The organism is Bacillus sp. B25(2016b) (assembly GCF_001679765.1).
GTDB lineage: Bacteria > Bacillota > Bacilli > Bacillales > Bacillaceae_G > Bacillus_A > Bacillus_A thuringiensis_K.
The window spans coordinates 1616682-1639843 of the sequence record NZ_CP016285.1; the positions used below are offsets into that span (position 1 = coordinate 1616682).

Here is a 23162-nt window from a genome sequence, read left to right on the forward strand (position 1 = left end):
AAATGAGGAGGAAGAAAAGTGAAGAAACTAATTGCTATTATACTAGTAGGTGCTCTCGTTTGGGCGGGGGTTAACTTTTATAATTCAAAGAAAGAAGAAAAGGAAAGAAAAGCAAAGCAAGCAGAGTTACAAGAGAAAGAAGTATTACCACAAGTAGGTTTTAAAGCACCTGGCATCACATTAAAAGGATTAGACGGAAAGTTGCAGTCGTTAAATGATGCCAAGGGAAAACCATATATTATTAATTTTTGGGCATCATGGTGTGGGCCGTGTGAAATGGAGGCACCTGACTTAGTTCATATGTATGATAAATATAAAAAGGATGTTGAAATTTTTGCGGTGAATGCAACTGTTAGTGACCCAGTACAAGAAGCAAGCGCATTTGCTAATCGCTATGGATTTGAGTTTCCGGTTCTACTAGATATGGACGGAGTAGCTGGACTAGATTATAAAGTATTCTCTTTACCGACGACATTTTTTGTTAATAAAGATGGAATTATAGTAGATCATGTACGAGGTGTATTACCACCAGATCAATTAGAAAAGAAATTTAAGAAATTGATTGAGAGTTAAAAGGGGATTTCGTGATGATGGAGTGGATCGTGAGATTACAACCCGTATCTCTTATAATTGGAAGTCTATTTGGATTTATGTTGATGAAACGAAAGATGAGGCATCAAAATGTATCATATGAAAAAATGATGGATGCCGTAACAAATGCGTTTCTTATCATCGTATTTGTATGGAAGTTTGCACCAGCAATTTTAAATCCTGTATGGGCTTTTGAGGCGCCAGTGCAAGCACTATTAGCTGTTGGAAGTATGCAACATATTGTAGTAGGATGCGTAATTGCTAGTGTACACATTGTCTGGAAAAGTAAAAAGGAACAATTTTTGCTTCGTATTTTACTTGATGTACTCCCTTTTGGATTGTGTGTGAGCACTATCTTTTATTTTCTATTACATCATGAAGTAGGTGCACCAACGACACTACCATGGGGAATGAAAATATATGAATCTAAACTATTATATCACCCTATTTTCGTATACGAGATCATCCTTGCTCTTTGTATAATGGGCTTGTTATGGATGAAAAATGAAAGGATCGGAAATGGAAAGAATATAAGTATTTTTCTAATTGTTGAGGGGTTTGCTCAAATCATTATTTCGCTTGTTAGTGAACAAAATTCGGTTCAGTTTGGTCTATCAGCACAGCAAATAATGAGCTTTTGTATTATTAGTTTAGGGATTTTGTTAGTGCCGAAAAAATAAAAGATAGCCATGTACAGAGAGTATCTGTGTATGGCTATCTTTTATAAGCGTATTTCTTCATCATATGCTAAATCATTATATTGTAGAAATCTAAAAACCCCTTTATTAGGGGTTTTTAGGTTTCTATAGGTCTGCATGTGTTTCTTGTTTATCTGTATCCCATTTTGGAAGTTGTTTTGCTTGTTGATTTTCAGTGAAATTATTAAAGCCAAAAGCAAGTATGCATGTAAAGGTTAAAATAGCTAAACTAATCTTTTTCATTATCTTAGTGCCTCCTTAGTTAATAATTTTTGTTTTGCTTCGTAAGTTTTGAAAAAATATTTTTGAGATTTCTCTATTTTATTCACTTTATGAAATTCTACTGCTAATAATTCGTAATATTCTTGTGCATAATCGTATAATTCTTTACTGTTAAAATATGTAGTGCCTGCAATGATTGCGTTTTCTAAGTCGTCTAGAATACCAGTGTGTTGTGTTTTTAAGATAGTGAAATGGTGTTTATATTCTTGATTATTTAATTCATTACAAATTTCTAAGCCTTTTTGAACCCAATCGTTTGCAAGTTCTTTTTCATTTAAACTAAAATGTTCTTTGGCTTGTAGAAAATTGGCTTTTAGGTGTTTAGGTAATTTGTTTGTAACTATTGTAAGATGTCTAATAGCAAGGGTTGATAGATTTTGAGAAGAGTAGAGCCAACCTAAGTTATTTCGAACTTTTAAGATTAGTGTATCGTCTTTCAGCTTTTGTAAAATATTGATTGCTGAATTATAGTTCTCTTCGGCTTGTTCGAATTGTTTTAAATAAACAGAACATGAGCCTAAAATGTTTTCGCATAGAGCTATTTTAATTTCATAACGTGGATATTTTGAGAAAATCTCTTTCGCTTGATTTGCATAATTGATTGCTGTAAGTGGTTTGTTTGTATGGTGATTAAATATAGCAAATTTATATTTATATTCAGCTTCTTCTAGTTCGCCTGGTACATGTTTTAAAAGGGATTCAGCTTTTTCGTATTCTTTTTTTGCTTCATCATAATTTCCAATAATGGTAGCATGTTCAGCTTTAAAAAAGTGATAATAATAAGTAATAAAGTCTTCAGTTATTAGATTGTCAAAACGAACAATTTGACTAAAAGTATCATACTTAATATTTGTCCAATCGGTTAGGACCTTATATTTAAAGTTTAGTAGGGAGTAGTAAAGCGATAGATTTTAATCAGCTTCAATTTTATTAATCTGTTTCTCTATTTTTTCTTTTAATTGTTTCGCTTCAATTAATTGCTCCGCTACCATTACTTGATATAAAATGTTTAATTCGTTGACAATCTGTTCATGCCCTTTTAATAACACACTCATTATATATTCCCCCATCCGATAAAAGTATCCTAATTTAATTATTTCTATAATAGCAAAATAGAAGAAGTATAAGAGTAATTTTACCATATTTTTCAAGAAAATTCCGAAAAATCAATTAATTTTTACGTATTTCTTATTTTTATGTGAATATTACAAGTGCCTCTGGTAGTGGTGGGATGAATCTGATTCATGATACGTTAGCGTCAATGGGAGGGATAGTTTCACTTGTAAATATGTTTTTAGGAGGCTTGTTCAGATTGGGTCCAACTGTTAAGTTTTTAACAAAAATTTCACTTTCTTATTTAATAAAAACAGGATAATCCGCATTTTATAAGAATCATCCTGTTTTTATTTATACATTAAAAAATCGGCGGAGTAACAGAAAACAAAACAATGGCATTTTTTTTAAAATGATTCACCCATTTATGTTTTAAATAAGCAGGTATCTTTACACTGTCGCCAGTTTCTAATACGTATTCTTCCTCATTTAAATATAATGTGATTTTCCCATCTAAGACAAATGCCAATTCTTCCCCTTTATGTTCTAGCACATTTTCTGATGAAGCTGTATTAGGCGGGATAGTCATAATTGCTGTTGCTAAATTTCCAGTGAAATCAGGTGAAAGCATTTCATATGATAAATTATCGATAATCATTTTCTTTCGTTTATGGGAACGTACAATTAAATCGTCTGTATTTGTATCTTCAAGTAAAAAGCTAAATGTTGGCACATCAAGAGCTTTAGCAAGCACTTTTAATGTTTGAATAGAAGGGTTAGCGGACCCGCGCTCAATTTGACTTAACATAGATGGTGTAATATCAGCCATCTTTGCTAGTTCTTTACTAGTTAAACCTTTTTCTTTTCTTTGTTTTTCAATTTTTTTACCGATATCTATATTTTCCATAATGAAAATCTCCTTAATGATTATTAAATTATATTTAAAAAAATTAAATTAAAATTAACTTAATTGAATGATTTGTGTTAAACTATATTAAAATTAATTTAATTATAATTTATTAAATCGTAAGCTACAAGGTGATGAGGAGGAAGAGAAATGAAGGAAATAGAGAAATTAAAAGAGGAATATCCACTATTAAAGAAATTAATCGCAACAGAAGAAGTATTTTGGATAAATCCAAACATAGAAAAGTATGAAACAGCAATAAAAGGTACACCATTGAATGAAGAGAATGTAAAAGATGCGGAAGAGAGATTAAAGCGTTTTGCGCCATATATTGCGAAAGTTTTTCCTGAAACGAAAGGGACGAACGGCATAATCGAATCACCTTTAGTGAAAATACCTTCTATGAAAAAAGCTTTAGAGACAAATTACAAGCAACCTATTTTAGGAGAATTATTATTAAAATGTGATAGTCATCTCCCGATATCAGGATCAATTAAAGCTAGAGGTGGCATTTATGAAGTGTTGAAACATGCTGAGCAACTAGCATTGCAGCACGGAATGTTAACAGAAGAAGATGATTATTCCATTTTAGATAGTGATACATGTAGAGAGTTTTTCTCGAGGTATTCAATTGCGGTAGGTTCTACAGGGAATTTAGGACTTAGCATAGGAATTATGAGTGCGAATCTAGGTTTTAATGTAACCGTTCATATGTCAGCAGACGCAAAAGAATGGAAGAAAAGTTTATTAAGAAGTAAAGGTGTAAACGTTATTGAATATGAAGATGATTATAGCAAAGCAGTAGAAGAAGGAAGACGACAGGCGGATGCGGATCCTAGCTGTTATTTTGTAGACGATGAAAACTCACATGATCTATTTTTAGGATACTCAGTAGCAGCATCACGATTACAAAAGCAATTAGAAGAGTTAGAGGTTGTAGTAGATGAAGATCACCCTTTATTTGTTTACCTTCCGTGCGGAGTAGGAGGAGGACCTGGTGGAGTAGCATTCGGTTTAAAGTTATTGTATAAAGACAACGTTCATTGTTTCTTTGCAGAGCCAACACACTCACCATGTATGTTACTCGGCTTAATGACAGGCCTTCATGACAAAATTGCCGTTCAAGATATCGGAATTGATAATGTAACAGATGCGGATGGACTTGCGGTAGGAAGGCCATCTGGATTTGTCGGTAAAACGATGGAACCATTTTTGAGTGGGAATTACACAGTAAGTGATGAAGAGTTATATAGATTGTTAAAAGAACTAGCTGATACGGAGAATATTGGTTTAGAGCCTTCTGCACTAGCAGGTATGATAGGGCCAGTGAAAGTATGTAAAGAAGATGAGTATTTACAAAAGCAACAGTTAACAGAGAAGGTGAAAAAAGGTACTCATATTGTGTGGGGAACGGGTGGAAGTATGGTTCCAAAAGATGTAATGAATGAATATTATAGGAAAGGTTTGGAGTTAACGGTATAAGAAAAATGAGGCTAATTGTAGCCTCATTTTTTCATGTACATAAAAATCTTTGTTATTTTCACAATAGTTCTTTATAGTATATATAAAGGATAACTAATATTGAATAAATACAACAAAAAAGCTTTATTTTACATAATAAGAGGATGTGTATACGATGTCATTACAGACTAAATATATAGCGGGTATTTCGCTTGGGGTTATGGGTGTCGGCTTTGCGGCTTCTATCCCTTTTCAAGGAACGGTAGCAGGAGAGATTATACAAGGGGGATTTGAAGCTGGATTGGTTGGTGGACTTGCAGATTGGTTTGCGGTTACTGCTTTATTCCGTCATCCGATGGGAATACCAATCCCGCATACAGCTTTGTTACCTAAAAATCGTAAACGGGTAACGAAAGGGCTCATTCATACGTTAGAAAATGAATGGCTGACGAAAGAAAGTATTACGAATAAAGTAAAAGAGATGCAATTAGCACAGATGGTACTGCAAATTGCTGAGAGAGAAATGCAGTCTGATGCTGTGAAAAAGGGGATTGTAACGATTGCAGAGAAAGCAATTGTAACAATAGATACAGAAAAGTTAGCTGTTATTATTGAAAAAGAATTAAAAACATATTTACATACAATTAATACAAGTAACATTTTACAAGTGCTTGTTGATCAATTAGTTGTGCAAGAATATGATGAAAAGACACTTGATTACATATTAGTGAAGGTAAAAGATTGGACCGCGCAAGATGAAGCTCGTTACCAGCTCGGTAGCTTAGGTATGAAGGCGATGGAAAATATAAAAGTAGATGGATTCTTGCAGTTTACTTTGAAATCATTTATGAATATTGTAGATGAAGATAAAATTGGCGGCATTTTGCAGAAGTTTATCATTAGTAATATTAACAGCTTACAAGAGGCTGATAATACCACAAGACAACTTATATTAGCGAAGATTCGTCAAGAAATTATCAATGTAAAAGAAAATGAAGCCTTACTAAAGGAATTAGAAAATTGGAAAGAAAAGTGGATTGCGAATTGGGATGCTACTGACAAAATAAAAGAGATGCTAGAGCAAGTACAACAAAGAGCAGTTGCTTTTGTAAATAATGAAGAATTTGCTGATAAATATGTTATTCCATTTTTACAAAAACAAATGAATAAAATAAAAGAAGATGAACAGATAGTTCAAAAAATAGAAGATTGGTTACAAAAACAAGTTGTGAGTCTTGTTGAGAAGAACCATTCGAAAATTGGTAAGCTTGTACAAGAAAACCTTGATAAGTTAGATGATAAAACGTTAATCGAAATGATTGAAAATAACGTCGGTAAAGATTTACAGTGGATCCGAGTAAACGGGGCTGTTTGCGGATTTATGATTGGATTAGTGTTAGAAGGAATTAAAGCGATTATATGAGAAAAACCTTCCGCAATTGCGGAAGGTTTTTTATTTTTCGATAACGCTCATATTCAAATTATAAGTTTTCTCAATATTTAACTTGTACGTCCCATTTCCAGTTTTAATCGAATTTTTATACCAATGTTCTTGCTCGTTTAATTCTGGATGTTCTTCTGAAGAATTATTTTCTTTTTTCGTTAAATCTTCTACTTGCTCCCAAGGTGTGTTTCCGTGTATTTCTTTTTGATTCGTTATTGCTGTTAAAGTTACATCACTTTCTTTTGCAAGATGGACAGACACTCTTGAGCTTTCCTGTACAAACCAATTATTTTGTAATTGACCTGGATAAAGAGATAGTTCGTTATTTGAAGCACGGATTTCCACATTTTTATTTTGCGGAAGAACAAGCGTTGGTTTCACCTGTGGTGCTGAATTAAATAACGTATGCTGAACAGGTAATGATTTTAAAGTGATATACATCGTTTCTCCAGCCGTTTGAACTGAAAGGAAATCATCTTGTTTTAAATTGAGTTTTTCATTTGCTTTCGTTGTCATTTCATAAGTTCCCAAAAGATGAATTTGATTTGTATTATTTCCCACTATCGTTAGAGGCTGATGTCCTGCATCTACTACGATTTTTTTGATAGATTCAGGTATATCAAATTGTCCGTCTGGAATATTACTCGTTTGCCTCGTTGTGTTAATAGAGTGACGAACTTCTTCTAGTAATCCAGTTGATAATAAACAGTAAAAAGCAATTCCGACGCTTCCTAAAACGCCGATAAAGAAAATACTAAAAATATCATATTTAATAAATGATTGTTCCTTCTTAGAAAATAGAAGGTATAGTAAAACTTCGGCTCCAAGTATGATGAGTAAAACTGGCCACCATGCAGTTAGTGTATCTAATACTTGAATTCCTTTTACGACTGAAAATAGTAAAAAGCATCCTAACGATATAATAGAAAGCCCCATTGAGAATGTTCCAACACGCCAAGTCCTCATTCGTTTGTCCCACCTTTGTTTTCTTTATTTCCAAGTAACAATTTAAAGCCGCCGCCAATTAAAAGGAGCGCAACGATAGATGTTTGGAAATAGCGATAATATAGTTCACTAAGATGAATATTAAATATAGTTACAAAATAATCATTCAAAATAGGAAGGACTGTTTGATTTAATAAATAATAACCACCGAGTGTAATTAATCCGATACCGATCCATCTTTGATGATTTATAAAATAATCGATAATGGGTTCGTCTTGAACTCGTTCTTTTCCGTATTTTGCTGTTTGCTGTAACGCATCAAAAAAGCTATAAAACCAAATGATTGGTACTAAAAATAAAAATGCAGAAAGTCTTAATAAGTCGAGTAAATAAATAGATAGTAAGAAGGCTGCCATAAGCTGAAGACCACGGCGTTGTAAGCCTAAATACATATGACCTGCTCCAGGGAACATCGCTAAAATAGAAGCAAATGTTTTACTTTTCTTTCCCTGCTCTCGATGTTCTTCAAAATCTTCGAAAATAGTACGATCATCTAATTGCTCGCCACGTTCTTTTTTCTGGAGTTGCTGAACAACGTCAAAGAAATTGTAAATCCATAAAACAGGTAATGTAATAAGGAAGATAAGAAAACTTTCTTGCGATGTTAAAAGTGCAACGAAAATGATCATACTTCCGATTCCTGTGCAAGCTACTAAAAATGTAAGTCCGCGTTGCATAAGTCCTAATTGAAAATGGCCAAGTCCAGGGATGATGGATAAGAGAATGATATAAAATCGTTCGCTCTCTTTAGAGGATTCTATGAATTCTCCGGCAGCTTGTTTTTTCGATTGATTAATAATAGTGATAACTAAATCTAATAAATTGATTGCCCATAACACGACTAGTAAAAATAGAGAAAGAAAAGCAATATCACGGGCTCCTAATGCTATTGTACAAAATGCTGCAAAGATAAATAGAAATACAGCCCCTCCGCTATATAAAATAAACCGTCCAAATTTCTTTAAATATAAATGTCCAAGCCCAGGAATTAGCCCTAATACAAGTGCTAAAAAGGGATTTTTATTCATGCTTTGAACCTCCGTCCTTTTTCGATGTGTCTACCGATTTGTTTACAATTTGTTGTGAGATAGAAGACTCGTTATGTTTTGAAGATTTCTCTAAATTTGATGTCGCTGTAAAAATATACTGAAATAAACCACTTACCATAAAAATAATTGTAGCCGCAGTCGCAATTATGTAGTGAATGATCGTGCGCTTTAGTGAGGTTGTTTTTATATTTTCATTAGACTGTAGTGTTTCAAAATTAATTTGCGTCATAACTTCGTTCGTAAATGAATCATCATTTATCATTGGAAGGTTTTCATGTTGTTCATCAATACTTTCCATATAAAGTGCTAAACAATGATCACATTCATAAAGATGTTCTTCCATAGATTCACGTTCATTGCTTTCTATAAAATCTAATGTATAATTGCGCCAATCTTCTTTTGAATAATGCATCATAGAAACTCTTCCTCCTTCCAATGTTTTTTAATCCATTTTCGTGCTCGATACAGTTTCATTTCGACTGTTTTTACTTCGATGTTTTCCTGTAAAGCAATTTCTTGATAGCTCTTTTCTTCTAAGTAATGTGCGAGAATGACGTTACGGTAATTTTCGGGAAGTTCTCGCAGTTTTTGGGCAATGAGTAATTTTTGCTCTTTCGTCAATAATAAAGCCTCAATATTATGAGAGGACTGTATATTTTCCTCAGCTTCTTTACATAAGGAGAGTTCTTCACTTTCTCTAGCTTTCTTTCTCTTATAATCAATAGCGTGATTGGTGGCAATACGTGCCATCCACGTTTTTAATCCACGAAATTGATAATGTGGGAGAGAGGCGTGAATTTTTACGAATACTTCTTGTGTAACATCTTTCGCATCTTCTTCATGTCTTAAAATAGAAAAGATAACTTGGAAAATATAGTGACGATATGTTTGCACAAGGACACGAAAAGCATGTTCGCTTCCTTGTTGTGCTTTTTCAATTAATTGTTTTTCCTCAATGGGTCTCTCCCTCCTTTTTGACGCATTCTATTATATAGACGTAAAGAATGATAAGTCACCCTACACATTTTGTAAAAAAAGAATAATATATTTTTTGCAGAAGAGCTAGATGAAAAAAAGTGTGAAAAAATGGTAAGCAGAAGTATATAATGAGCAAGTAGGAAATGTTACACGGAGAAAGGATGTGAATGTTAGTAGGGAAAGATTCATACTAACAAACATGAAAATTAAAATATTAATAGCGGATGATAACTCTTTTATTAGAGAAGGCATGAAAATTATTTTAAATACATACGAAGAGTTCGAAGTAGTAGATACTGTAAATGATGGGGAAGAAGCTGTAGCATATTGTAAAAAGCATGAAGTTGATATTGCTCTTTTAGATGTTCGTATGCCAAATATGAACGGTGTAGAGGCGACGAAGTTCATTTGTGAAGAGACGAAAACAAAACCGCTTATTTTAACGACGTTTGATGATGATGAATATATTTTGGATGCAGTAAAAAACGGTGCGAAAGGTTATTTATTAAAAAATAACGATCCGGAGCGTATTCGTGATGCAATAAAAGGAGTATATAACGGCCAAACTGTTATGCAAGATGTAGTTCTCGATAAAATTAAGTCCAATTTAATGGAAAGTAAAGAGGAAGAATGTAAAATAGATAAAAGTCTTTTTACTGAAAGAGAGCTTAGTATTATCGCATTAATTGCAAAAGGTTTCTCAAATAAAGAAATTTCGAAACAGCTTTTTATATCTGAGGGAACAATTGCAAATTATATTACGTCAGTTTTAGGGAAAACTGGACTTGAACATCGCACACAAATTGCGATTTATTACTTAACAGGGAAAGTAGATTAATGATATGGAATTTTGGTTAACTGTAAGTAAATTAATTGTCTTTATATATATTGTGTTCAGTTACATACATTCAAATGTTACGAACTTACCATGGGTTATATTTGCTTTGCTTTTATATCTTTCTGTAAACGTGCTAATCTCTATATTAAAAAAAGATACGTACAAAAAAATATTGATTTGTATTTCAATTAGTGTAGTTATGTTATTAACATGGAGGGTTCATCCGTTTTTTATTTTGTTTTTACCTTTGAATTTATACGAAATTACATTCCATTACATAGACAAGAATTGGTCACACTTTGTTATTATGATGCTCCCAATTACAATTACAGATGAAAGTATTCGAATGACTTATGGATTAATTGTTGCATTTTCTTTTCTCGTTTTAACTATTGCAGATCGATATATATCGCGTGTAGTAAAGCTTGAATCGCAAAATGATAAGATGCGAAAAGATATGCAACGACTTACGAAAAGCTTACATGAAAATAAAGAGTACATAAGACAATCAGAATACACATTTAAGTTAGAAGAGAGAAATCGATTATCACAAGAAATTCATGATAAAATTGGTCACTCGATGACAGGCGCATTGATTCAAATGGAAGCAGCAAAGAGATTAATGGGGATAGATAAAGAAAAATCTGCGGAGTTATTACAAAATGCAATTCACATTTCAAAAGATGGAATTGAAAGTATTCGCATTACATTAAAAAATATGAAGCCACCAACTGAGCAAATTGGCATTCACCGTATGAAATTATTCATAGAGGAGTTTGCTAGTAAGCATGATGTAAACATTCCTTTCGTATATAAGGGAAACTTAGATATGATTTCTCCCATTCAGTGGAAAATTATTGGTGAAAATGTTACAGAGGCATTAACAAATGCGATGAAATATGCTGATGCGACAGTTATTTCTATAGATATTCATGTACTTAACAAGATGGTTAAGGTGCAAGTGAAGGATAACGGAAAAGGCGCAGCCCTTGTTAAGAAAGGTCTCGGTATTATGGGGATGGAGGAGCGAACAGCGTCTGTAAACGGAAAAATTATTGTAGATGGAACAAGTGGTTTTTTAGTGACGATGTTGTTGCCGATATAAGAGAATGGGACGAAGATGAACCATCTCATATGAAAAAAGTGAATAATCTCATGTGAAAAGAATGAACTTCTGCACTGAGCAGGTTCATTCTTTTTGTTTATACTAATAGCAGAGAAACCGAAATAGGGGTGAAATGATGAATACATTAGAAATTAAAAATTTAACGAAAAAATTTGGTGATTTTATCGCAGTTGATAATATGTCTTTATCTATTAAAGAAGGAGAAATATTTGGCTTTTTAGGATCAAATGGTGCTGGTAAGAGTACAACGATAAATATGATTGCTGGTTTGTTAAGAAGTAATGAAGGCGAAATTAGCATACTAGGAAAAAATATAAAGAAACATAATCGATTTGCAAAAATGAATATCGGAATCGTTCCGCAAGATATTGCGATTTATGAAGAGTTAACTGCCTATGAAAATGTGAAATTCTTTGCTGGATTGTATGGGTTAAGAGGGGTTGAACTAAAAGCAAGAGTAGAGGAAGCACTTCAATTTGTGGGGCTTAGCGATAAACATAAGAGTTACCCGAAAAACTTTTCTGGTGGGATGAAACGAAGACTGAATATAGCTTGTGCAATTGCTCATAGACCGAAGTTAATTATTATGGATGAACCGACAGTTGGAATTGATCCGCAGTCAAGAAACTATATCCTTCAGTCTGTTCGGAAATTAAATGAAATGGGAAGCACGATTATTTACACGAGCCACTACATGGAAGAAGTGGAAGAGATTTGTACAAAAATCGCAATTGTCGACCACGGTAAAGTGATTGCAGAAGGTACGAAAGAACAGTTAAAAGCGATTATTACAGATACGAAAGATATTTGGATTGAAGTGAAGTCAGTAGAAAATTTAGATGTAGAAAAGTTAAAAGAGATAAACGGTGTGAAAGCTGTTCAAATTGAAGAGAACGTAATCAAGGTAAACTCGGATGCAGGATTAAATAATTTAAATAAAATTATTCAGCATTTCATTAATCACGATATTGAAATTCGTTCGTTAGAAGAGCAGGCACCGAATTTAGAAACTGTATTTCTTACGTTGACTGGAAGAAACTTACGAGATAAATAAAAAGTAAATGAAGAAAAGGTAAAGGGAGGTTCATCAATTGAACATCTTCAATATTGCAGTTATGCATATTAAAAGAGATTTCAGAGACGTAAGAACTTTAGTTTTTATGTTAGCATTTCCGGTTGTACTTATGCTTGTGTTAGGAACAGCGTTAACGAATGCATTTGATAGCGATAGTCAAGCGATTAAAGATATACAAGTGCTCTACAAAGATGAAGCGAGTAGCACATTTTCTCAATCGTTCGAAGCATTTACGAAAGAAGTCGATAAATCGGGTATTCATTTTAAAAAAGCTTCCGAAGGTATAGATGGGAAAGAAGAAGTGAAGCAAAATAAATATGCTGTTTATGTAGAGTTAAATAAAGATGGTGCAAAATTGTACGGAAGTGACAAAAGTAGTATTGAGGGGAGTATTGTGGAAGGAATGCTTACAACATTTGTTGATAAGTACAATGTAGCGGCCGAAGTTGCAAAAGTAGATCCTACTAAGGTGAGCACAGTTATTTCAAACGGAAATCATAATGATTATATAAAAGAAACATCCTTACAAGCTACGAAAAAACCAGGTTCCATGGATTACTATGCGATTGTAATGACAACGATGATTGCATTATATGCTGCAATGGGAGCGAGTTCTTTAATCCGAGGAGAACGCATACGTAAAACAGGAGATCGTCTCATTGCTGCACCTATAAGTAAAGCTGAAATATTTATTGGAAAAGTACTTGGTAGCCTAGTAGCGAACGCCCTTTGCGTATTACTTGTCATGTTATTTAGTAAATTTGTATTTCAAGCGAATTGGGGCGACCACCTTGGAATCATATTTATTATTTTATTAACACAAGTCTTTCTAGCAATTAGCTTCGGTTTAGGGATCGGGTATATTACGAAAACAGCTGAATCATCGAGAGCAATTATTCTTGTTGTTATACAGTTAGCTTCTATTTTTGGTGGTGCATACTTCGTAGTAGAAGAAAATTTAGTTACGAACTTATCACCATTAACGTGGGCAAACACAGCTGTCATGAAAATTATTTATGCAAACGATGTAGGAGCGACACTGCCAGTAATATGTTTAAATCTTGGGATTTCAGCACTCTTTTTATTAATTGCAATTATTGCATTACGTAGACGGGAGGGGCTATAGTATGAAAGATATTTTATGGCTCATACAAAAAACGCTATCTGTCCTTTTGAAAAATAAAAAAGGGTTATTCATTATTATTAGTTTGCCGATAATCGGAACACTCATCTCTTTTTCGATATACGGAAATGCGGGGCAAGGCACGTTAAATATCGGGATTGTAAATAAGGAAAATGAGCTGATAGTAAATGATACGATAAAGTTCTTAGAAGGATTAAATCATGTGAAAGTGAGTAAGGTTAAGGAGTCGGAAGTAGAAGATAAACTCACTTCCAAAAAACTTGATGGAGTTATTACATTACATTCTGGTTTTTCAAAAAGTGTTCGAGAAGGGAAAACTAATCATATCGAGATTGCATCGATTAAAGGTGATCAAGTAACAGTATTTATAAAATCATATTTATATAACTATATTGATAATGTAGCAGCTATTAGTAAAGTAGCAGGAACAGATCAAAGTACATTTGATACTATGTACGCAGGGTATCAAAAAAGTGCATTTAAGATGAAAACTGAAACGCTAGAAGATACTTCGAAAAATAAAGATATGACAAACCAAACGATGGGTTACCTTATTATGTTTATGCTGTTTTCAGCAGCGAACTTATCAGGTTCTATTTTAAAAGAAAAAGAAAATAGAACGTACTTTAGACTCTTATCAACACCGATAGATGGGAAGAGATTTATATTATCTAATGTCGGAGTAAATATGATGATGTTAACAGTACAAATTCTAATTACAAACCTATTCCTAACGAATGTTTTTCATACGAATATCAATATGCCTTTCATAGTGATGATTGGCGTACTCATGCTATTTGCTTTAATAGCGATTGGAATATCATTAGTTCTTGTTGCTTTTTCGAAAAACTCAGCATCGGCAAATACGATGCAAAATCTGGTCATTGTACCAACTTGTTTACTTGCCGGATGTTATTTTCCATATGACATTATGCCAAAAGCGGTACAAAAAGTAGCTGATTTCCTTCCGCAGCGTTGGTTGCTAGACACGATAGCAAAACTACAGCAAGGAATCCCATTTTCAGAGTTGTATGTAAACATTTTAATCTTATTCGCCTTTGCGGTAGCATTCTTCTTAATTGCTATTTATAAGTTTGGAAGAAATAATGATGCGAGAAACTTTGTTTAATATGAAAAGGGTGTGACGTTAAGTCACATCCTTTTTTGTATGAAGCATGAAATCTGAATTTGAATGCCAAAATAGAAGGGTGGAAAGAAAAATGAGCGGAAGGAAATCAAAATGATTAAAAAAATATTACGAGTTACTTCTATTATTATTGCTATTTTCGCTTTTATTTTAATTTGTATGCATATTGATGTTACTTTAGGTAGGAAAATGGAAATTGGGAAAAACATGCCAACAGAGTATGCACCTCATTATAGTGATTTTCAATTATATGTAGAAGGAAAGTCATTTTATAAACAGTTATTTACTGATATAAAAGAAGCGAAACAATCTATTTACACTTATTTTTTTATTTTATCGGATGATAAAAGCAGTCATACTTTTTTAAACTTATTAAAAGAAAAGGCAAGAGAAGGAGTAAACGTATATTTATCTGTCGATTTACTTAACGATTTATCATTTGAAAGAAAGATGAAAAAAGAATTACAGAAAAATGGTGTGCATTTTACATATAGTAGAAAACAGGAATTACCATTCGGGTTTTATTCCCTTCATCATCGTAATCATCGCCGAATTACAACAATTGATGGAGAGATTGGTTATACAGGTGGTTTTAATATAGGAGATGAGTACTTAGGGAAAGATAAACACTTTGGGTACTGGAGAGATTATCATGTACGGGTAAAAGGAGAAGGTGCAAAAGATTTAGAGGAACAATTTGCTTTAGATTGGAAACGAGATACGAAAGAAGATATAAAGAGAAGTACGAATAAAGCTAGTAAAGGGAATACATTACATACTATGGTTAGTTATAATGGGCATCACGTCGCTGAAAAATATTTAGATCTTATAAAACAAGCTCAGCACTCCATTGTAATTGCAACGCCGTATTTTATAGCGAAAAATGAAGAATCAATGAATGCTTTAATCGCAGCGCAAAAGCGTGGTGTTACAGTAAAAATACTTTGGTCATATAAACCAGATCTACCTCTTATAAAAGAAGCGGCGTATCCATACATACGTCAAGCTGTTAATAATGGGATTACTGTATATGGGTATAAAAAAGGAATGTTCCATGGCAAATTAATGCTTATTGATAATGAATTAACCGTTATTGGCACAACAAACTTTACTTCGCGTAGCTTTAATATAAATGATGAAATGAATTTTTATATTCATGGTGGTCCTATTGTAGCGCAAGTTAATACAGTGTTAACAGAGGATTTTCGTGATTCGAAAGTAATGCCGAAAGAGTTTTTTGAGAAGTTATCTTTTTGGGAGCGTTGTAAGGAGAAATTTGCGAGTTTGGTGGATTTTTATTTATAAAGTTTAAAGAAAAGGGGGTCTTTTATAGACACCCCTTTTTTATGAGAACTAATTACTTTTCATGCACAAGCAATGAAGCATCATCATTAATCAACGTCCCTACATGCTCCCCTAAACAAATTCGTTTCATCACTCCAGGCTCATCAAAGTTAAAGACATGTGCTGGTAAATTGTAGTCCCGGGCAAGCAGTAATGCTGCTTGATCCATGACTTGTATATTTTGTCTAACAACATCATTATAGTTTAGTTTGCTGTACATTTTTGCTGATTTATTATGCTTTGGATCACTTGTAAAGACGCCATCGACACCTTGTTTTGCGACTAATATGGCATCGCTATTCATTTCAATAGCTCTTTGTACGCTTGGATAATCTGTCGTCACGAACGGTTGCCCGTTTCCGCCTCCAAAGATAACGATATAGCCGTTATCTAAATGGTGGACTGCACGCAAGCGAATGTATGGTTCAGCTACTGCATTGAATGGAATGGACGTCATAACGCGTACTTCTCTATTTGTTTTACTTGTTAAAACACCGCGAAGCATTAAGCTGTTAATGATTGTACCTAGTGTACCGATATTATCAGCTTCTACGCGATCAATTCCCCACTCTTCAGCTAGATGCCCCCTAAAAATGTTACCGCCACCGATGACGATGGATACTTCGATATCCAAATCAACAATGGATAAAATTTCGTTTGCGATATGTTCTAATCGTTTGGAGTTAAAGCTATTTCCAGTTTGATCGGCAAGTGCACCGCCGCTTAATTTAATTAAGACACGTTTATATGACCTCATAACAATTCCCCCTATATAGATCGCAATAAAAAAGGAACAAAGGCGAATGCCTTTGTTCCTTTTTAAGAAAATGAAAAAGAAAAGAAGAAGATAGGACGAATTTTTTCACGTAACTTTTCATACCATCCACTCCTTTTCATTTTAATTTGTTTTAAGTATATATCTTTTTGATTATACGAAACAATCTGATTACTTATCAAGTTTATTTTATCGTTTTTTAACAAAATGGTGTCAATGAAAAAAAGAAGAAAAATATTTGAATTTTTTGTGACGAACTTGTAGGTTTTTGTATGATTTTGTAGGTTCGCTTATAAGATGTGTGAGTAGCTTTTATAAATTCAAATTGAAAGCGTTCGCATGAAGGGGATGATCATAAATGAAAAAATTCGGATTGGCAACACAAATTTTTGTCGCGCTTGTTTTAGGGATTGTAGTAGGGGCAGTCTTTTATGGCAATAAAACGGCGATTTCTTATATCACACCAATTGGGGATATATTTATTCACTTAATTAAGATGATTGTAGTACCAATTGTTATTTCAGCATTAATTGTTGCAGTAGCTGGTGTAGGAGATATGAAGAAGCTTGGGAAACTGGGTGGTAAGACAATTCTTTATTTTGAAATTATTACAACGATTGCTATTTTAATGGGATTACTTGCAGCGAATATATTCCAACCAGGTACTGGTGTTGATATGAGTAATTTACAGCAAAGTGATATTTCTTCTTATAAACAAACAGCAGATGCAACAGAGAAGAAAGGTTTTGCTGAGACAATTGTTCACATTGTACCGAAAAACGTATTTGAATCGATTGCACAAGGTGACCTATTACCGATTATATTCTTCTCAGTATTATTCGGTTTAGGAGTTGCGGCAATTGGGGAAAAAGGAAAGCCTGTCTTTAACTTCTTTGAAGGTGTACTCGAAGCGATGTTTTGGGTTACAAATCAAGTCATGAAATTTGCACCATTTGGTGTATTCGCCTTAATTGCGGTTACGGTTGCAAAATTTGGTGTAGCAACACTACTTCCTTTAGGAAAACTAGTGCTAGCTGTATACGTAACTGTTATACTATTCGTTGTGATTGTATTAGGTATTAATGCACGAATGGTTGGCGTAAACATTTTTACATTAATGAAAATTTTAAAAGAAGAACTAATTCTTTCATTTACGACAGCAAGTTCAGAAGCTGTTTTACCTAATATAATGAGAAAAATGGAAGAGTTCGGTTGTCCAAAGGCAGTTGCCTCTTTCGTAATTCCGACAGGTTATACATTTAACTTGACTGGATCGGCTATTTATCAAGCGTTAGCGGCATTGTTTGTTGCACAAATGTACGGTGTACACATGTCACTAACGGAGCAAATAACGTTATTATTCGTTCTCATGTTAACATCCAAAGGTATGGCGGGAGTTCCAGGTGCATCGTTCGTTGTTGTATTAGCAACGTTAGGTTCAATGGGGTTACCACTAGAAGGTATCGCGTTAATTGCGGGAATTGACCGCATTTTAGATATGATTCGCTCATCTGTCAATGTATTAGGAAATGCATTAGCGGCCATTGTTATGTCAAAGTGGGAAGGCGAATTCGATAATGAGAAAGCAAAACAATATGTAGAAACAGTCAAAGAAACAAAAGCAGCATAAGAAATCGTTAAGGAGTGAATAATCATGGCAACATTAACTGAAGTTAAAAATGGTGTGCGAATTGAAAAAGATTTTTTAGGTGAGAAAGAAGTACCAAACTATGCATACTACGGCGTACAAACAATGCGTGCAGTTGAAAACTTCCCAATTACAGGATACAAAATCCATGAAGGTTTAATTAGAGCGTTCGCAATTGTAAAAAAAGCAGCAGCGCTTGCTAATACAGATGTAGGAAGATTGGAATTGAACAAGGGTGGCGTGATCGCAGAAGCTGCTCAAGAAATTCTTGATGGAAAATGGCATGATCATTTCATCGTCGATCCAATTCAAGGCGGAGCAGGTACTTCAATGAATATGAACGCAAATGAAGTCATTGCCAATCGTGCTCTTGAATTATTAGGAATGGAAAAGGGAGACTATCATTATATTAGTCCAAATAGCCATGTAAATATGGCCCAATCAACAAATGATGCATTCCCAACGGCGATTCATATCGCAACGTTAAATGCATTAGAAGGCTTATTACAAACGATGGGTTATATGCATGATGTATTTGAATTAAAAGCAGAACAGTTTGACCATGTTATTAAAATGGGGCGTACACATTTACAAGATGCGGTGCCAATTCGTCTTGGACAAGAGTTTAAAGCATACTCTCGCGTACTTGAGCGTGATATGAAACGAATTCAACAATCGCGTCAACATTTATATGAAGTAAATATGGGGGCAACTGCAGTTGGTACAGGCTTAAATGCAGATCCAGAATATATTGAAGCAGTTGTAAAACATTTAGCTGCAATTAGTGAACTGCCACTTGTTGGTGCAGAAGACTTAGTAGATGCAACGCAAAATACGGATGCATACACAGAAGTATCAGCAGCACTGAAAGTATGTATGATGAATATGTCTAAAATTGCGAACGACCTTCGCTTAATGGCATCAGGTCCACGTGTTGGTTTAGCTGAAATTATGTTACCAGCTCGTCAACCAGGTTCTTCTATTATGCCAGGGAAAGTAAACCCTGTTATGCCAGAAGTTATTAACCAAATTGCGTTCCAAGTAATTGGTAATGACCATACAATTTGCCTTGCTTCAGAAGCAGGACAATTAGAATTAAACGTTATGGAACCAGTACTTGTTTTCAACTTACTTCAATCGATTAGCATTATGAATAACGGTTTCCGTGCCTTTACAGATAATTGCTTAAAAGGAATTGAAGCGAATGAAGATCGCTTAAAAGAGTATGTTGAGAAAAGTGTAGGAATTATTACAGCCGTGAACCCTCATATCGGTTATGAAGCAGCAGCTCGCGTTGCGAAAGAAGCAATTGCAACAGGCCAATCCGTTCGAGAACTTTGTGTGAAAAATGGTGTATTGTCGCAAGAAGACTTAGAGTTAATTCTAGATCCATTCGAAATGACACACCCAGGGATTGCAGGAGCAACTCTTTTAAAGAAAAATTAAAAGAAGAGGGGGACAATCCCCTCTTTTTTGTTTACAATATAGAAATGCTATATATGAATAGAGGTAGGGATGTTATGAGCAAGTTTACAGTAGCTTCTAATGGTGCATTAGAAACAACATTAAGAGGAGCAGAAGTATTATCAACACCACTTTTAAATAAAGGGGTAGCTTTCACGCAAGAAGAGAGAGAAGAATTAGGTTTAAAAGGGTTATTACCGCCAGCGGTTTTAACGTTAGAAGAACAGGCACGCCGAGCATACGAACAATTTAGTTCTCAGCCGGATGATTTATTAAAGAATGTATACTTAACTGCGTTACATGATCGAAATGAAGTATTATTTTATCGTATATTAACAGATCATTTACGTGAAATGTTACCGATTGTATATACACCAACTGTCGGTGTAGCAATTCAAAGATATAGTCATGAATATCGTAAACCACGTGGTGTTTATTTATCAATTAACGATCCATCAGGTATCGAAGAAGCATTTACGAATATCGGTGCAACAGCTGAGAACATTGATTTAGTCGTTGTAACAGATGGAGAAGGTATATTAGGAATTGGTGACTGGGGCGTTGGTGGTATTAACATCGCAATCGGAAAATTAGCTGTTTACACTGCTGCAGTTGGAATCGATCCTAGTCGTGTATTACCGGTAATTTTAGATGTAGGTACAAACCGTGAGGAGCTATTAAACAATCCATTTTATATTGGAAATCGTCACCCTCGTATAACAGGTGAAGCTTACGATGAATTTATTGATACGTTTGTACAAGCGGTAAACAAACAATTCCCGAAAGCACTTTTACATTGGGAAGACTTTAGCTCTCGTAACGCACGAAAAATTTTAGATAAATATCGTCATGATGTTTGTACGTTTAATGATGATATTCAAGGTACAGGTGCAGTTTCACTTGCGGCAGTATTATCGGCAGTGAAAGCTTCTGGTGTACCGCTAAGTGAACACCGTGTTGTTGTATTTGGTGCTGGTACGGCTGGAATCGGTATCGCAGATCAAGTTAGAGATGCGATGGTCCGCGTAGGCGTATCTGAAGAAGAATCATATAAGCGTTTCTGGTGTATTGATCGTAACGGGTTAGTTACAGATAATATGGAAGATCTTCTTGATTTCCAAATTCCGTACGCAAGAAAAGAAGCAGAAGTAAGTGAGTGGAAGCAAAATGATGTGATCGGACTTGCTGAAGTTGTGAAATATGTAAAACCGACAATTTTAATTGGTACATCTACTGTTGCAGGTGCATTTAAAGAAGAGATTATTAAAGAAATGGCTTCTCACGTAGAAAGACCAATCATTTTACCAATGTCGAATCCGACGCCACTTGCTGAAGCAAAACCAGCAGATTTAATCGAGTGGACAGAAGCAAGAGCGTTAGTTGCAACAGGAAGTCCATTTGAACCAGTTACATATAACGGTGTAACGTATGTGATTGGACAATCAAATAATGCACTTATTTTCCCAGGGCTTGGTCTTGGAACAATTGTAGTACGAGCAAGCGTCATGACGGATGGAATGTTCGCAGCAGCTGCTGAAGCAGTTGCAAGTATGGTAGATACAAGTCAGCCAGGAGCACCTATTTTACCAGAGGTCGAAGAATTACGTAATATCTCAGAAATGGTTGCAATTGAAGTAGCTAAAGTTGCAGTTGCAGAAGGTGTTGCAAGAGTGAACTTAAGTGATAACGATATTAAGATGGCAGTGAAAGAAGCAATGTGGAAGCCAGAGTATCGCCAAATAAAAGCGGTAGAAAAGGTTAGAATATAGAAAAAAGCCCGTTTATAACAATAAGCGGGCTTTCGCTTTTACTACTGAAAAAAAGTATAGGAAGTGTCACCTTTGAATTGGAATCAATTATGGAAGAAAGATATGTCCCTTTTAATTATATTAATGGTCGTTGTTCCGATTGCTGGGGAGCTGAACTTTCATCCCTTTAATGATACGTTTCGAGTTAGCTTCGGTACACCGCTATTCTTCTTTTTATTATTATTTTTAAGAAGAGTACCAGCAGGAGTTGCAGGTATTCTTGTTGGTATATCTGTAGTCTTATTCCGAGTATGCCTTGATTGGATCATGCAAGGTTCATTTCATATGACAGAATCATTTTATTTGCGTTATCCTGTGTTCTTCTATTATTTTATTTATGGCAGTCTTTTTTCGCTTTGCAGGGTAAATAAGTTCCATCAGAAACCAATCATTATTGGATGCCTTGGAATTTCAATTGAAATTGTTGCAAGTATGTCAGAACTTGCGTTTTATCACATGTTAGTACTAGGTACAACAATAACGATTTCTGAAGTAAATAAACTCATCATTATTGCTATTTTTCGTAGTTTCTTTGCACTTGGTTTTTTAAATATGATGAATTTATATGAAACGAAATTAAAAGAATCGCAAGTTCGAAAAGAAAATGAAAATATGTTAATGCATCTTTCTAATTTATATGTAGAATCTGTTCATTTGAAAAAGACGTTACAAAATGCGGAGTTAATTACACAAGAAGCATATCAACTATATCGAAATTTACAAGTAAGCGCTGATTCAAGTAGTAAAACAGCATTGAAAATAGCAGGGGAAGTGCATGAAATAAAAAAGGATAATCAAAGGATATTTGCAGGGTTATCTAAACTGTTATTAGATAAAAATGTGGCTGAATATGTAGAAGGACATGAGTTAGCAGAAATGATTGTTAGAATAAACGAGAAGTATGCCGAAATGCTAGAAAAGGATATACGTTTTTCTAAACATATAGAAGGTGAGCATGCTGCATACCACGTGTATACAGTTCTATCAATCTTTAATAACTTAGTTTCGAATGCAGTTGAAGCAATTGAAGATAAAGGTGTCGTTATTATTAAGCTATATAAAAGAGAGCAACATATATTTTTTGAAGTAATTGACGATGGACCTGGTATTGCACAAAAGTATAAGAAATTAGTATTTAAGCCAGGATTTACTTCCAAGTATGATCAAACGGGAACACCGTCAACTGGTATTGGGCTTTCTTACATAAATGAAATGGTAACAGAGCTAGGCGGAGAAGTGAGATTAGAAGACCGAGAAAATAAAAGAGGATGTAAGTTTATCGTTTGTTTACCAGAGGATAGTTTAAAGCGGGAAGGGGAATAGAT

At 34.3% G+C, this 23162-nt stretch carries 21 protein-coding genes and 1 pseudogene; 14 read left to right on the forward strand and 8 right to left on the reverse strand.

The window, feature by feature from the left end:
* Positions 1 to 18 precede the first annotated feature (18 nt).
* Both BAQ53_RS08395 and BAQ53_RS08400 read left to right on the forward strand, forming a co-directional pair.
* Positions 19 to 573 (forward strand): TlpA family protein disulfide reductase, encoded by a 555-nt coding sequence (locus BAQ53_RS08395; protein WP_000733185.1) that lies wholly within the window; start codon positions 19 to 21, stop codon positions 571 to 573.
* A gap of 17 nt (positions 574 to 590) precedes the next feature.
* Complete coding sequence (locus BAQ53_RS08400; protein WP_208906942.1) at positions 591 to 1271, forward strand: prolipoprotein diacylglyceryl transferase family protein; 681 nt, start codon at positions 591 to 593, stop codon at positions 1269 to 1271.
* Between the two features lie 123 nt (positions 1272 to 1394).
* On the opposite strand, the gene BAQ53_RS08405 is transcribed toward BAQ53_RS08400, so the two are convergent.
* From BAQ53_RS08405 to BAQ53_RS08415, 3 genes and pseudogenes are all read right to left on the reverse strand, one after another.
* Positions 1395 to 1532, reverse strand: coding sequence for a hypothetical protein (locus BAQ53_RS08405; protein WP_000724010.1), 138 nt, complete (start codon positions 1530 to 1532; stop codon positions 1395 to 1397).
* Positions 1532 to 2626 (reverse strand): annotated as a pseudogene (locus tag BAQ53_RS26440) (response regulator aspartate phosphatase). Before BAQ53_RS26440 ends, BAQ53_RS08405 begins: the two are co-directional and overlap by 1 nt.
* Positions 2627 to 2985: 359 nt before the next feature.
* Complete coding sequence (locus tag BAQ53_RS08415) at positions 2986 to 3531, reverse strand: helix-turn-helix domain-containing protein (RefSeq protein WP_061883987.1); 546 nt, start codon at positions 3529 to 3531, stop codon at positions 2986 to 2988.
* A gap of 150 nt (positions 3532 to 3681) precedes the next feature.
* Here BAQ53_RS08415 and BAQ53_RS08420 point away from each other — a divergent pair, with 150 nt between their 5' ends.
* On the forward strand, positions 3682 to 5013 hold the full coding sequence (locus tag BAQ53_RS08420) for a D-serine ammonia-lyase (RefSeq protein WP_089148941.1): 1332 nt from the start codon (positions 3682 to 3684) through the stop codon (positions 5011 to 5013).
* Between the two features lie 154 nt (positions 5014 to 5167).
* A complete protein-coding gene (locus tag BAQ53_RS08425) occupies positions 5168 to 6415 on the forward strand; it encodes a DUF445 domain-containing protein (protein ID WP_000058310.1) in 1248 nt (415 codons plus the stop codon).
* A gap of 30 nt (positions 6416 to 6445) precedes the next feature.
* Here BAQ53_RS08425 and exsE read toward each other — a convergent pair whose 3' ends face one another.
* From exsE to BAQ53_RS08445, 4 genes are read right to left on the reverse strand one after another with little or no spacing between them, the layout of a single operon-like run.
* On the reverse strand, positions 6446 to 7402 hold the full coding sequence (gene exsE / locus BAQ53_RS08430; RefSeq protein ID WP_208906709.1) for an exosporium protein ExsE: 957 nt from the start codon (positions 7400 to 7402) through the stop codon (positions 6446 to 6448).
* Complete coding sequence (locus tag BAQ53_RS08435) at positions 7399 to 8469, reverse strand: hypothetical protein (protein WP_208906710.1); 1071 nt, start codon at positions 8467 to 8469, stop codon at positions 7399 to 7401. The genes exsE and BAQ53_RS08435 overlap by 4 nt, the downstream gene beginning before the upstream one ends.
* On the reverse strand, positions 8462 to 8905 hold the full coding sequence (locus tag BAQ53_RS08440) for a hypothetical protein (protein WP_000972351.1): 444 nt from the start codon (positions 8903 to 8905) through the stop codon (positions 8462 to 8464). Before BAQ53_RS08440 ends, BAQ53_RS08435 begins: the two co-directional genes overlap by 8 nt.
* Complete coding sequence (locus tag BAQ53_RS08445; protein ID WP_244161473.1) at positions 8902 to 9384, reverse strand: RNA polymerase sigma factor; 483 nt, start codon at positions 9382 to 9384, stop codon at positions 8902 to 8904. Before BAQ53_RS08445 ends, BAQ53_RS08440 begins: the two co-directional genes overlap by 4 nt.
* A gap of 283 nt (positions 9385 to 9667) precedes the next feature.
* On the opposite strand from BAQ53_RS08445, the gene BAQ53_RS08450 reads away from it, so the two are divergent.
* The 6 genes from BAQ53_RS08450 to BAQ53_RS08475 all read left to right on the forward strand — a co-directional run bounded on the left by BAQ53_RS08450 (position 9668) and on the right by BAQ53_RS08475 (position 16103).
* Positions 9668 to 10306 (forward strand): response regulator transcription factor, encoded by a 639-nt coding sequence (locus BAQ53_RS08450; RefSeq protein WP_000694093.1) that lies wholly within the window; start codon positions 9668 to 9670, stop codon positions 10304 to 10306.
* A gap of 4 nt (positions 10307 to 10310) precedes the next feature.
* On the forward strand, positions 10311 to 11411 hold the full coding sequence (locus BAQ53_RS08455) for a sensor histidine kinase (RefSeq protein WP_208906711.1): 1101 nt from the start codon (positions 10311 to 10313) through the stop codon (positions 11409 to 11411).
* Between the two features lie 136 nt (positions 11412 to 11547).
* Positions 11548 to 12486, forward strand: a complete 939-nt coding sequence (locus tag BAQ53_RS08460) for an ABC transporter ATP-binding protein (protein WP_001093829.1) — start codon at positions 11548 to 11550, stop codon at positions 12484 to 12486.
* Between the two features lie 37 nt (positions 12487 to 12523).
* Entirely contained in the window at positions 12524 to 13633 is a 1110-nt protein-coding gene (locus BAQ53_RS08465) for an ABC transporter permease (RefSeq protein WP_061883988.1), read from the forward strand.
* A 1-nt stretch (position 13634) separates the two neighbouring features.
* Positions 13635 to 14780 carry an ABC transporter permease gene (locus BAQ53_RS08470; protein WP_208906712.1) on the forward strand — a complete coding sequence of 382 codons (1146 nt, stop codon included), beginning with the start codon at positions 13635 to 13637 and terminating at the stop codon, positions 14778 to 14780.
* 111 nt (positions 14781 to 14891) lie between these two features.
* Entirely contained in the window at positions 14892 to 16103 is a 1212-nt protein-coding gene (locus BAQ53_RS08475; protein WP_208906713.1) for a phospholipase D-like domain-containing protein, read from the forward strand.
* Between the two features lie 52 nt (positions 16104 to 16155).
* Here the strand turns inward: BAQ53_RS08475 and pyrH are convergent, their stop codons facing one another.
* The gene (gene pyrH, locus BAQ53_RS08480; RefSeq protein WP_001258266.1) at positions 16156 to 16899 is read right to left on the reverse strand and encodes a UMP kinase; all 744 of its coding nucleotides are present in this window, start codon (positions 16897 to 16899) and stop codon (positions 16156 to 16158) included.
* 376 nt (positions 16900 to 17275) lie between these two features.
* On the opposite strand from pyrH, the gene BAQ53_RS08485 reads away from it, so the two are divergent.
* The 4 genes from BAQ53_RS08485 to BAQ53_RS08500 all read left to right on the forward strand — a co-directional run bounded on the left by BAQ53_RS08485 (position 17276) and on the right by BAQ53_RS08500 (position 23160).
* Entirely contained in the window at positions 17276 to 18547 is a 1272-nt protein-coding gene (locus BAQ53_RS08485; protein ID WP_000713293.1) for a cation:dicarboxylate symporter family transporter, read from the forward strand.
* A gap of 24 nt (positions 18548 to 18571) precedes the next feature.
* A complete protein-coding gene (gene aspA, locus BAQ53_RS08490; RefSeq protein WP_000224200.1) occupies positions 18572 to 20011 on the forward strand; it encodes an aspartate ammonia-lyase in 1440 nt (479 codons plus the stop codon).
* Between the two features lie 74 nt (positions 20012 to 20085).
* Positions 20086 to 21798, forward strand: coding sequence for an oxaloacetate-decarboxylating malate dehydrogenase (gene malS, locus BAQ53_RS08495; RefSeq protein WP_208906714.1), 1713 nt, complete (start codon positions 20086 to 20088; stop codon positions 21796 to 21798).
* 63 nt (positions 21799 to 21861) lie between these two features.
* Positions 21862 to 23160: a sensor histidine kinase gene (locus tag BAQ53_RS08500; RefSeq protein ID WP_080345681.1), complete on the forward strand. Its 1299-nt coding sequence runs from the start codon at positions 21862 to 21864 to the stop codon at positions 23158 to 23160.
* Positions 23161 to 23162: the final 2 nt, after the last annotated feature.

Coding starts and splice junctions, on each gene's coding strand:
- BAQ53_RS08415 (WP_061883987.1), bottom strand. CDS start 3,531: ATGGAAAATATAGATATCGGTAAAAAAATTGAAAAACAAAGAAAAGAA.
- BAQ53_RS08460 (WP_001093829.1), top strand. CDS start 11,548: ATGAATACATTAGAAATTAAAAATTTAACGAAAAAATTTGGTGATTTT.
- BAQ53_RS08405 (WP_000724010.1), bottom strand. CDS start 1,532: ATGAAAAAGATTAGTTTAGCTATTTTAACCTTTACATGCATACTTGCT.
- BAQ53_RS08455 (WP_208906711.1), top strand. CDS start 10,311: ATGGAATTTTGGTTAACTGTAAGTAAATTAATTGTCTTTATATATATT.
- BAQ53_RS08420 (WP_089148941.1), top strand. CDS start 3,682: ATGAAGGAAATAGAGAAATTAAAAGAGGAATATCCACTATTAAAGAAA.
- BAQ53_RS08470 (WP_208906712.1), top strand. CDS start 13,635: ATGAAAGATATTTTATGGCTCATACAAAAAACGCTATCTGTCCTTTTG.
- BAQ53_RS08475 (WP_208906713.1), top strand. CDS start 14,892: ATGATTAAAAAAATATTACGAGTTACTTCTATTATTATTGCTATTTTC.
- BAQ53_RS08425 (WP_000058310.1), top strand. CDS start 5,168: ATGTCATTACAGACTAAATATATAGCGGGTATTTCGCTTGGGGTTATG.
- aspA (WP_000224200.1), top strand. CDS start 18,572: ATGGCAACATTAACTGAAGTTAAAAATGGTGTGCGAATTGAAAAAGAT.
- BAQ53_RS08485 (WP_000713293.1), top strand. CDS start 17,276: ATGAAAAAATTCGGATTGGCAACACAAATTTTTGTCGCGCTTGTTTTA.
- BAQ53_RS08450 (WP_000694093.1), top strand. CDS start 9,668: ATGAAAATTAAAATATTAATAGCGGATGATAACTCTTTTATTAGAGAA.
- pyrH (WP_001258266.1), bottom strand. CDS start 16,899: ATGAGGTCATATAAACGTGTCTTAATTAAATTAAGCGGCGGTGCACTT.
- malS (WP_208906714.1), top strand. CDS start 20,086: ATGAGCAAGTTTACAGTAGCTTCTAATGGTGCATTAGAAACAACATTA.
- exsE (WP_208906709.1), bottom strand. CDS start 7,402: ATGAGGACTTGGCGTGTTGGAACATTCTCAATGGGGCTTTCTATTATA.
- BAQ53_RS08400 (WP_208906942.1), top strand. CDS start 591: ATGGAGTGGATCGTGAGATTACAACCCGTATCTCTTATAATTGGAAGT.
- BAQ53_RS08440 (WP_000972351.1), bottom strand. CDS start 8,905: ATGATGCATTATTCAAAAGAAGATTGGCGCAATTATACATTAGATTTT.
- BAQ53_RS08435 (WP_208906710.1), bottom strand. CDS start 8,469: ATGAATAAAAATCCCTTTTTAGCACTTGTATTAGGGCTAATTCCTGGG.